Origin of the sequence: Kitasatospora sp. NPDC057542 (assembly GCF_042801945.1) — a bacterium.
GTDB lineage: Bacteria > Actinomycetota > Actinomycetes > Streptomycetales > Streptomycetaceae > Kitasatospora.
In genome coordinates this window covers 1-9,772 of sequence record NZ_JBHVFE010000347.1, presented here as the reverse complement: position 1 = coordinate 9,772, position 9,772 = coordinate 1, and the positions used below count along the sequence as shown (strand labels likewise).

Genomic DNA, 9,772 nt, shown 5'->3' with positions numbered 1-9,772 from the left:
GCCGGACGCGCCCGCCGCACTCCGCTGCTCGTCGTCAGCGTCCGGGCGCAGCCCGGTCGGGAAGTCGACCGGTTGGGAAGTCGACCGGTTGGGACGGATGGCTGGACATAATTCGCAGGCGCGCGGCACCGGCAGGGACCTATTCTGCCCGTCATGATCGACTGGAAGAACGTCGAGGCCGCCGACTGTGCCGTGCCCGCCGACCGTCCCATGGACGACCTCGTCCGCGAGCTGTCCCGGGCCCTGGCAGATCCCGATCCGCTGGTCCGGGACGGCGCGCCCTACACCGTCCTGGCGACCTGGATCGCCCGCGGGACCATCGGGACGTCCCGACGGCTGGAGCTGGGGGACGAGATGGCCACCCGGTTCACCGACCCACGAGTCGAGGCCCGCACCTTCGCGCCCCTCGTGCTCGACATGCTGGTGGCCGCGGGGGACTTCAAGGCCGGCTGGGTGGACGCGTTCGAGCGCTGGTACCCGGCGGAGCAGGATCTGCGCGGCCACGACGAGACGCTCGGCTGGCTTCACGCGGTGGCGCACGGCGCGGACCTGCTCGCCGGCTTCGGCTGCCACCCCGAGGTGGCGCCGGTGCGGATGCTGGACCTCGCCGCCGCCCGGCTGACGGCGCCCACCGACCACGTCTACGACCAGTTGGAGGACGACCGCCTGGCCCGGGCGATCGCCCGGGTCCTCACCCGCACCGACCTGAGCGAACGCGACGCCGTCGGCTGGCTGGATCCGATCGCCGACCGCTTCGGGGCCGACCGCATCAGCACCCCGGTGCCCGCCCACATCAGCAACTGCCTGCGCACCCTGCGCCTGCTCTACATCCTCGCCGACCGGGGCGTGCGCCCCACCAGCGAACTGCCCGCGGAACCCCTCCACCATCGCGGCGCGGTCAAGTCCGGCATCGCCGCCGTCCTCGACCGGATCGTCAGACGCTGACCGACGGCACCCGGTCCGGCCGGACGGGCGAACGCAAGTGAACCTGAGGCCGACGGGTCGAAAGGCCGGAAGGAACGGGAGACGGGACCTTCAGGGGTGTTGACCAGCCGTGACCACTACCGGCTCTCTCGACCGCGCCGTCGCGGACCCGATCGGCCTGATCACGGGCCTGGTCGCGGATGCCGAGAGCGAACGCGGCTCCGAGGCCGTCCGGACCGTGGTCGCTGCGGTCGCGGGCGGCCGCGCGAAGTCACGGAACCCGGCCGCCGAAGTCAGTCGCCGCACTTCACCACAACCTTCGATCCAGGAACCAGGAGTACCGACATGAGACTCGACGGTCACCGCGTGGTCATCACCGCCGCCGGCCGCGATTTCGGACGCACGTTGGCCATCCGCCTCGCGGACCTCGGCGCCGAGGTCTTCCTCTCCGCGCGCACTCTCGCCGCCGCTGAGCGTGTCCGCGACGAGATCCGCGGCCGGGGGCACCAGCAGGTCCACGCCTTCGCCTGCGACCTGACCGACCCGGCCTCGATCCGCGGCTTCGCTGCCGACGTCGGCCGGCACACCGACCGCATCGACCTGCTGATCAACAACGGCTCCCGCTACCTCCAGGGCCCAGACCTCCGATCCGTCTCCGACGCCGACGTCGTCGACACCATCGCCTCCGGCGCCACCGGCACCGTCCTGACCGTGAAGAACTTCCTCCCGCTCCTCCTCAACTCGGACAAGCCGGATGTGGTGAACATGGTCTCCGCCTGCGGAACGGCCGGTCATCACCGCTCGGAAGCGCACGACGCCTTCTACGCGGCCAAGAGCGCCCAGGCGGGGTTCGCCGAGATCCTCTCCAAGCGGCTGCGGCCCCAGGGGGTCCGGGTGATCTCCCTCTACCCGCCGGACTTCGACAACCCTGATCCGCTGTCCGAGGAGTGGGAGAACACACCGCGCGAGGCCAAGGACGCGCTCACCGCGCAGTCGCTCGTGGAGTGCATCCTCTTCGCCGTCGCCCAGCCGCGCGACTGCTTCATCAAGGCGTTCCACTTCGAACAGGTCTGACTGGCTCCTGGCACGTCCACGCACGGCGACCAGGGTGAGGCGCCGGGCCGGGGAAGGGCCTGGCCGAGCACGAGGAGGGGTGTTGTGGCGCGTTCAGCAGGTGTGTCGCCGGCCGAGGCGCACAGAGGTTCGCCAACTGATAGGCGAGACCTCAGCGTGCGAGCCCACCAGTTCCTGGGCCGGGAGCGGCGGCTGGGCGCCACATGGTGGTGACGACGTGGCCGGTGGCGATGACGATCTGGTCCAGGGCGGTGAAGCCGACGCTCTCGTACCGCTGGAGATTCGCCGGGTTGGACGACTCCAGGTAGGCGGGGGCGCCGAGGGCGTCGATACGGGCGAGGCTCTGTGCCAGCAGGGCCATGCCGAGCCCCTTGCCCCGGTGGTGGTCGTGAACGCCGAGGAGCGTGAGATAGAAGTGCGGCTGCCTCGGTCGCGCGGCCGCGAACTGGTCGCCCATCGCCAGAACGGCCTCGGCCACGTCCGGGCCGGCGGCCTCACGCAGAAGGGTTGCGAGGTCGACTGCTTCTTCGGCGGTCAGTTCCTCTCTGCCCGGCGGGATCCATACGGCTGCGGCCTCCGCGTTCTCGCTGACGAGCAGCCACTGGTGGCGCAGCGCCGACGTCGCGTAGAGCCGCCACATGGCCGCGGCCTGGACGGCGCGCCGTTGGAGGTCAGGAAAGGCCGGGCCCCACAGCGGGTCGTGGAAGAAGGCGGTGGTCAGTGCACGGACGACTGCGTCGATGTCTGCGGCCGTGGCGACGCGCGGGGGAAGGGGGCGCTGCGTGGTGGTCAACGGTCGGTCCGTTCCAGAAGGGCGAGGGCGGTTTCGGCGGCGGCGAGGTCCTGGGGGCCGATGCCGATGAGTTTGGCGACCGTGATGTCGTCCGGTGTGCGGCGTCCTGGGATCCGGCCGGCCAGGACGTCGCCGATCTCGCCGTCGATGCGCTCGCCGGTCACCTCTCCGCGGGTGATGGCGGCGTGGATGTCCCCGTGGCGGAGAGCGAGTTCCCGGCTGTCGACGAAGACCCGGGTGGCGCGGTTCAGGCCGGCGCCGTCGAGTTCTCGCTTGGCCGGGTCGTCGGCGCCGAGGGCGGTGATGTGCTGGCCGGGGCGGAGCCAGGAGCCGAACAGGACGGGGGTGGGGCTGGCGGTCGCGGTGACGACGATGTCGGACTGCTGTACGGCCTGTTCCGGATCCGCGACCGCGGTGACGTCGACGCGCGGCAGGTCCTGGCCGAGGCGGGCGGCGAGGGCGGTTGCCCGGGCGTGGTTGCGGCCCCAGACGCGGATCTGCCGGATGGGACGTACGAGTGTGAGGGCGTGGGCCTGGAGTTCGGCCTGCCTGCCGGTTCCCAGGACGGTGGCGCGGGCTGCGTCCGGGCGGGCCAGGGCGCAGGCGCAGACGGCTCCGGCGGCGGCCGTGCGGAGGTCGGAGAGGTGGTGCTCGTCCTCCAGCAAGGCGGTGACGGCGCCGGTCGTCGCGTCGAAGAGTGCGACGAACCCGCCGCCTTCGGGCAGGCCGCGATGTCGGTTGCCGGGGAACCAGTTGGCTATCTTGACGAGGAAGTGGCGGCTCCGGGGCAGGTGGGCGGCCTTGATGTGGGAGTCCCCGCCGTCGGCCACGGGAAGCACCATGACCGGTGCCTGGGCTCCGTCGGTGGTGCTGAACGCGGTGAAGGCGTCGGCGACCGGCTCCACGAGGTCGGCGAGGTTCACGGCCGCGCGGATCCGGTCGGCTGTGTAGAGGGGGAAGCCGGGCATGGGGGTGGTCCTCACTCGGGCAGGGTGTCCAGGGTTCCCCGGGCGACCATGGCCACGTCGCCGCCTACCCGGATGTTGCGCAGGTCGTCGGGTCCTCCCTGCGGGAGGACGGTGAGCCGGCTCGGACGGCCGGTGAAGCGCCCCTGCCGCAGCGCGAACTCCTCCTCGACGGGCACGATGCGGTGCTTGGCCAGGTACGCGCCGACGCAGCCGGCCGCGCTGCCGGTCGCGACGTCCTCCAGGAGGCCGTCGTTGTTCCAGTGGCGGCCTTCCAGGGCCTCGACGTCGATCACGTACGCGAACTGCGCGCCGTACCGCGCGACCAGGTCCGCGAAGTCGTTGCGGACGATCTTCGCCTCCGCCAGACCCGTCACCACCGGGACGATGAGATAGCGCAGGCCGGTGGAGACGACGTGCAGGGGAAGATCGGCGAGGGCCCGATCGGGCAGGTTCAGGGCCGCGGCGACCTCCGGCCTGTTCTCCGTCGGGACGGTCGCCAGGAACTCCGGCTCTCCCTGGTCCAGTTGCGCGTGGTACCCGGTGGCGGTGCGCCGGGTGGTCACCTCGACGGTCCTGCCGGTCAGGCGGAAGGTCCAGCGCCGCGGGCCGGGGTTGCCGTCGCGCTCGTGCAGGACGGCGGCGGCGCCCAGGATCGGGTGCCCGGCGAAGTCGAGTTCCTCGAAGAGGTCGAACACCCGGGCGGTGACGTCCTGCGTCCCGTCCGCGCCGCTCAGGAAGATCGTCTCGAAATGCCGGAGCTCCTGGGTGATCGCGAGCATCTGCGCGGCGGACAGGCCCGGGTTCTCGGGGAAGACGGCAAGGCTGTTGCCGGTGAACGCCTTGCCGGCGAACACATCGACATGCCGATAGCTCAAGGGCATGTGGTCTCCAGAGTGGTGGTGGCTGGTCACGGCTCGACGCTAGGCGGGACCGACCGTCCAGTCATGGTCCAATCCCGGTAAAGTGGCCTACGTGAATCGCGCTGTGCGGCGCGTCCCGGCGTCGCAGTTCCCCCGTCTGCTCGGCGACTGGCGCGTCGGCGAGGGCCCGCTCGCCAAGCGCTTGGCCGTTGCCGTGGAAAAGGCCATCCACGACGGCCGGCTGCCGCTGGGGGTGCAGCTTCCTGCCGAACGCCTCCTCGCCGGCGAACTCGGACTTGCGAGGGGCACCGTGGCAGCGTGCTACCACATCCTGCGAGCCGAACAGTTGATCATCACCCGGACCGGCTCCGGCAGCACCACCTCCCTGCCACCCCGGCTGCACGACCGCCTTTCGCCGTGGGCCAGTGACCGAGGCCAGGCGGGCAGGAGCGGCGCGGTGCTCGACCTGACCATCGCGGAGCCCGCAGCGCCGTTCGACGAGCTCCTGCAGGCAGTACACGCCGCAGCCGATGCTCTGCCCGCCGCGCTGCTGCACGACACCGCCGACGGCGATGGACCGTCAGCGCTGCGGGCCGTCATCGCCGGCGCCTACTGCGCCCAGGGGCTCGCGACCCGCGGTGAGCACCTCCTGCTGACCAGCGGCGCCGACGCCGCGCTGAACCTGCTCAGTGCGGCGTACCTGCGGCAGAGCAGCAGGGTCGTCCTGGACTCCCCCACCTACCCCGGCGCGCTCGCCACCTTCCGCACCGCCGGTGCCAGGCTCGTTGCGCAGCCCCTCAGCTCCACCGGCTGGGACATTCCCGCCCTCGACCGCACGCTCCGGGCGGCCCGGCCGTCCCTGACCTATCTGATCCCTGACTTCCACAACCCCACCGGCCTGCTGATGAGCGAGGACGAGCGCAGTGAGCTCCGGCACCGCCTGCGCGCTCACGACACCGTGGTCGTCTTCGACGAGACCATGCGGGACCTCGACCTGCGCGAGCACGCCTGCCCGCCGCCCCGCGCCGTCACGCGCGCAGGCGACCGCAACGTCGTGCACGTGGGCTCCCTGAGCAAGTCCCTGTGGCCGGGCCTGCGCGTGGGATGGATCCGTGCTCACCCCGACGTCATCCACCGTCTGGCGGCGCTCCCGCTCGCGGCCGCTCTCGCACCCTCACCGTTCGACCGGCTCGTCGCGACCCGGCTCGTGGACCGCCTGGAGGCGGTCCTCGACCGCCGACGCGCCCAACTGCGTGCACAGCGCGACCACCTGGTCTCCCGTCTGTCCGCGCTGCCGTGGTGTCGCTTCCAGACCCCGCAGGGCGGCTTGTCCCTGTGGCTCGAACTCCTCGACACCGACTCCAGCCGACTGGCCGCCCTCGCAGCCACCCGCAACCTCTCCCTCACACCGGGCTTCCACTTCTCCCCCGACGGCGCCCTGGACCGCTACCTGCGCCTTCCCTTCACCCTCCCGCCCGAGACACTCGACGCCGCGGTCGACAGACTCACCGAGGCCCATGCCGCCCTGGAAGGCGCTCACTGACCAGCGCCCGCGCCCCGGGCCTTCACATGCGCGTCGTCCTGGAACGACCACATCCTGCACTGCAGCAGTCGGGCACGGCCTGGCGGGGAGCACGGCGGATCCGGCAGGTACGCGGTCCGGACGTGTCAGCGGCGGACGGTGGCCCTCAGCCAGCCCGCTCATCCGGTCTTCCGCCGAACCTCAGCCCCGCAGGCGATCGCCGTGGGGGCGCCGGGATCGTGCCCTGCCGCTCGGGCCTGGTGGGACAGGGATAATGATCTTGGATGTGGGCTGGTGCCGAGCGAGGGGCGGGCAGGGTGCGGATCAACGTTCTGGGGCCACTGCAGGTCGTACGGGGTGAGGACGGAGCGGCCTTCGAGATCGGCGGGGCGCGGCTTCGGCTGCTGCTGGTCCGGCTGGCTCTCGACCCCGGGCGCGTGGTCACCCGTGAGCGTCTGGTGGACGACCTCTGGGGAGACACCCCGCCGGAGGAGCCGGCCGGCGCCCTGCAGTCCCTGGTTTCCCGGCTCCGCCGGGCGCTGGGAGGCGACCGGAGCGTGATCGGCTCGCACCCCGCCGGGTACCTGCTCGACCTGCCCCGGGGAAGCGTGGACGCCTGGGACTTCGAACAGCGGGTGGCAGCGGGGCGGGCGGCGCTGGCGGCGGGCGGGTTCGCCGAGGCGGTCGCTTTGCTGGACGGGGCGCTGGAACTCTGGCGGGGAACGCCGTTCGCGGACGCCGAAGGCGTCGGGTTCACCGCGGCGCCGGCGGCCCGGCTGGCGGAGCTGCGGCTGTCGACGGTGGAGGAACGGGCCGACGCCCTCCTCGCACTCGGCGAAGCCGACACCCTGCCGCGTCTGGTCCCCGAGCTCACCGGACTCTGCGCCGCGCACCCGCTGCGCGAGCGGGCCGCCGTCAGGCTGATGCGCGCACTCCATGCGGACGGGCAACAGGCGGCAGCACTGGAGGTGTTCGAGCGTACCCGGCGGGCCCTGGCCGAGGAACTGGGCGCCGACCCGTCCGCCGAACTGCGGGACGTCCACCTGCGTGTGCTGTCCGGCGCAAAGCCGCCTGCGCCGGGGCCGGCCCCCGCAACCACCGGGAACCCGGTCAGGCGGGCCGCACTGCCCACCTGGCTCACCGGTCTGGTCGGTCGCGACGAGGCGCTGGCGGCGGTTCAGGAACGCCTGCGCCACTCCCGCCTGGTGACGCTGACCGGGCCGGGCGGCGTCGGCAAGACCCGGCTGGCGGTTGCGGCCGCGACCGCCGCACCGCCCGCAACGGACGTACGGCTCGCCGAACTCGCGGGCGTCGACGGACCGGACGCAGTGACCCAGGCCGTGCTGACCGCGCTCTGCCGTCCGGCGGAGGCCGGTGTGCTGGCCGGCGGCCTGCCCGCCGGCGATCAGGCCGGGGATCCCGTCGACCGGATCGTCCGGGCCCTGGAGGGTCGTGAGGTCCTGCTCGTCCTGGACAACTGCGAGCACCTGATCGAGGACGCGGCCCGGCTGGCCCATCGCCTGCTGGCTGCCGCGCCCCGGCTCACCGTGCTGGCCACCAGCCGCGAACCGCTCGGTGTCACCGGCGAGGTGCTCTGGCCGGTGGCGCCGCTCGCCGTGCCCGAACCCGGCGGCACCGCGCAGGAGGCACACGCGCACCCGGCCGTCGCCCTCTTCACGGAGCGGGCTGCCGCAGCCTGCCCCGGATTCACCCTGGACCACGACACCGTCGAGCCGGTCGTGCGGATCTGCCGGGAGCTGGACGGCCTGCCGCTGGCCCTCGAACTGGCGGCGGCCCGGCTGCGGGCCCTGAGCCCCGGGCAGGTCGCGGCGCGGCTGCACGACCGGCTCCGGTTGCTGGACCGCGGCTCACGCACCGCTCCCGACCGGCACCGCACGCTGCGCGCCGTGATCGGCTGGAGCTGGGAGCTGCTCGACGAGGACGAGCGCGTCCTGCTGCGACGGCTCTCCGTGTTCGCCGGCGGGGCGACCCTCCCCGACGCACACCTGGTCTGCGCCGGGCACTGGCCGGGCGGGCCTGCGCCCGACCCGACGGTCGTGGAGGACCTGCTGGCGTCCCTGGTCGACAAGTCCCTGGTCGCGGCCGTCGACGGGGAGAGCGGGACGGTGCGCTACCGGCTGCTGGAGACGGTCCGCGCGTACGCCGCCGAACGGCTCGTCGAGGCCGGCGAGGACGGCCGAACCGGCGCCGCCCACCTGCGCTGTTTCGTCGAGCTCGCCGAGAACGCCGAACCCCGGCTGCGGACGGACGGCCAGGTCGGCTGGCTGGCCCGGCTCGACGCGGAGCAGGGCAACCTGGACGCGGCGCTGCGCCGGGCGGTCGCCGTCGGCCCACCGGCGCACGCGCTGCGGCTGACGGCCGCCCGGGCCTGGCCCTGGCTGATGCGTGGTCAGGGTCGTGAGGCCGGTGAGTGGACGTCGGCCGTCCTCGCGGCCCACGGCTGCACCCCGCCGCCCGGTCTGGAGCAGGCACACGCCCTGTGTGTGATCCTGGCGCAGCTCACCGCCCCGCTGCGGGAGACCGGTGACACCGTGATCCCGCCGGAGGCGATGGGCGCGGCGCTGGTCACGGCGCAGCAGGCCGATCACCCGGTCGCGCTGGCCGCCTCGCTGCTGCTTGCCACGGCGGGGCCGCCGGACGCGGTGGGTGCGACGGCACAGCGGTTCGCCGAGCACCCCGACCGGTGGATGCGGGCCGCCGCCCATCTGGTGGTCGGCCGGATCGAGTTGGGCGCGGGCCGGATCGGGCGCGCCGAGCACTGCCTGCGGACCGCGGTGGACGGCTTCCGTGTCCTGGGCGACCGTTGGGGGCTGGCCATGGCGTTGGTCACACTGGCCGCACTGCTGTCCGTCACCGGCGCCGCCGACGAGGCGCTCGCGGCGCTGGCGGAGGCCGGTGAACGGGACGCCGAGATGGGCGGTTCCGGCGAGGCGCCGCTGTCACTGCTGCTGTCGGGCCGGCTGCGGGCGCGCTGCGGCGAACCGGCCGCGGCCCGGGTGGACCTGGAACGCGCGCTGGCCGCAGCCGAACGGGCCCGGGACCCGCACCTGCAGGCCGCCGCCCGCTACGCGCTCGGTGAACTCGCGCGGCGCGCCGGGGACTTGGAGGCGGCGCTGCACGGCCAGCAGGAGACGCTGCGGCGGCTGGAGCGGCTGCCCGGGAGCGGCCCCGGCGCCCCGGCGCGGCTGCACCTGCTCGCCCTGCTGCACACCAGTCTGGCCCGGACCCAGCAGCGGCGCGGCGCGCCGGAAGCGGCCGGCCCGCTGCACCGCCGTGCCCTGGAGCTGGGCGCGGACAGCGGCGACCAGCCGGTGCGGGCGGACGTGCTGGAGGGGTTCGCCGAGTACTGCCTCGCGCTCGGCGAGGCGGCGCGCGGGGCGGCGGCGCTGGGCGCGGCGTACGGCCTGCGCGGGGCCCACGACGCGGGCGATCCGGAGCTGCGGGCCGTCCTGGACGGCTGCGCCGCGGCCCTCGGGGAGGCCGGTTTCCGGGCCGCCTGGGAGCGCGGCCGGGCGTTGTCGCGGCCGGAGTCGCTGGCGCTGGAGGCGGGCTGACCGGCTCTTCGGAGTCGGCCGGGTGCGTGCCCGCCGCGCCACCCGCGGCGGGTGGC

7 protein-coding genes are annotated in these 9,772 nt (G+C 73.6%); 4 read left to right on the top strand and 3 right to left on the bottom strand.

All coding sequences use genetic code 11. The annotated features are described in order from the left end of the window. Positions 1-153 precede the first annotated feature (153 nt). Both ACFU7Y_RS32155 and ACFU7Y_RS32150 read left to right on the top strand, forming a co-directional pair. On the top strand, positions 154-945 hold the full coding sequence (locus tag ACFU7Y_RS32155) for a DUF2785 domain-containing protein (RefSeq protein WP_380770496.1): 792 nt from the start codon (positions 154-156) through the stop codon (positions 943-945). A gap of 324 nt (positions 946-1,269) precedes the next feature. Continuing rightward, the gene (locus ACFU7Y_RS32150) at positions 1,270-1,998 is read left to right on the top strand and encodes an SDR family oxidoreductase (protein ID WP_380770495.1); all 729 of its coding nucleotides are present in this window, start codon (positions 1,270-1,272) and stop codon (positions 1,996-1,998) included. A gap of 151 nt (positions 1,999-2,149) precedes the next feature. On the opposite strand, the gene ACFU7Y_RS32145 is transcribed toward ACFU7Y_RS32150, so the two are convergent. From ACFU7Y_RS32145 to ACFU7Y_RS32135, 3 genes are read right to left on the bottom strand one after another with little or no spacing between them, the layout of a single operon-like run. Next, complete coding sequence (locus ACFU7Y_RS32145; RefSeq protein WP_380770493.1) at positions 2,150-2,791, bottom strand: GNAT family N-acetyltransferase; 642 nt, start codon at positions 2,789-2,791, stop codon at positions 2,150-2,152. Then, complete coding sequence (locus ACFU7Y_RS32140; RefSeq protein WP_380770491.1) at positions 2,788-3,759, bottom strand: ornithine cyclodeaminase family protein; 972 nt, start codon at positions 3,757-3,759, stop codon at positions 2,788-2,790. Before ACFU7Y_RS32140 ends, ACFU7Y_RS32145 begins: the two co-directional genes overlap by 4 nt. A gap of 11 nt (positions 3,760-3,770) precedes the next feature. After that, positions 3,771-4,640: a PhzF family phenazine biosynthesis protein gene (locus ACFU7Y_RS32135; protein WP_380770490.1), complete on the bottom strand. Its 870-nt coding sequence runs from the start codon at positions 4,638-4,640 to the stop codon at positions 3,771-3,773. 91 nt (positions 4,641-4,731) lie between these two features. Between ACFU7Y_RS32135 and ACFU7Y_RS32130 the strand changes: the two genes are divergently transcribed. Further along, the gene (locus ACFU7Y_RS32130; RefSeq protein WP_380770489.1) at positions 4,732-6,162 is read left to right on the top strand and encodes a PLP-dependent aminotransferase family protein; all 1,431 of its coding nucleotides are present in this window, start codon (positions 4,732-4,734) and stop codon (positions 6,160-6,162) included. Positions 6,163-6,458: 296 nt separating this feature from the next. Continuing rightward, positions 6,459-9,716, top strand: coding sequence for a BTAD domain-containing putative transcriptional regulator (locus tag ACFU7Y_RS32125; RefSeq protein ID WP_380770488.1), 3,258 nt, complete (start codon positions 6,459-6,461; stop codon positions 9,714-9,716). Positions 9,717-9,772: the final 56 nt, after the last annotated feature.